Origin of the sequence: Mesorhizobium sp. M1A.F.Ca.IN.020.06.1.1 (genome assembly GCF_004023265.1) — a bacterium.
Lineage (GTDB): Bacteria > Pseudomonadota > Alphaproteobacteria > Rhizobiales > Rhizobiaceae > Mesorhizobium.
Genome location: NZ_RZSR01001677.1, coordinates 1 through 592, shown reverse-complemented (window position 1 = coordinate 592; position 592 = coordinate 1). Strand labels below are relative to the sequence as shown.

The following is a 592-nucleotide window of genomic DNA, read 5'->3' as shown; positions in this document are numbered from 1 at the left end:
GGCAATGCCAAGGCCGCGCAGCGCCGCGTCGATGCACAGATGGGTGCGATTGAAGAACAGGTGGTTGTCGACATCGTCCAAGATGACGCCTGCCGCTTCGCAATAGCGCCGCCACCAGTAGAGCCCGCGCTCGTGGATCAGCCTGTGCGCCGCGTAGAAGCCTGGTGAGACCGGATCTGGGCCCTTGGCGATCAATGCGGGCGAGGCGACCGGGAACGCGTTGAGATCAAGGAAGGGCTCGGAGCGAAAGCCGATCAGCGCAGCCGGTCCCCAGGTCAGCACCAGGTCGACATCGCCGGGCAGGCTGCGCGGCGGGTCCGGGCGGCAGCGGAGATCGACGTTGATCCGCAGCGCGTCCAGCGCCTCCACCGTCAGGCGCGGCATGAGCCACAGGACCGCCAAATCGGATTCCACATCCAGAACCACTGTTCCCCTGGCGGTGCCGCGTTTCAGACGCCCGACGCCGAGCGCCAGATCGGCGAAGGACCGGGCGACGGTGCGGGCGAAGAGACTGCCTTCGCCGGTCAGAACGACATGGCGGGCATGACGCTCGAAGAGTTCGACGCCCAGTTCCATCTCCAGATTGCGGACA

General features: G+C 66.4%; 1 protein-coding gene. It reads right to left on the bottom strand.

What is annotated here, in order from left to right:
* Positions 1-592 (bottom strand): LysR substrate-binding domain-containing protein (locus tag EOA60_RS36295; protein ID WP_245502724.1); only part of this gene is annotated, 592 nt, incomplete at both ends.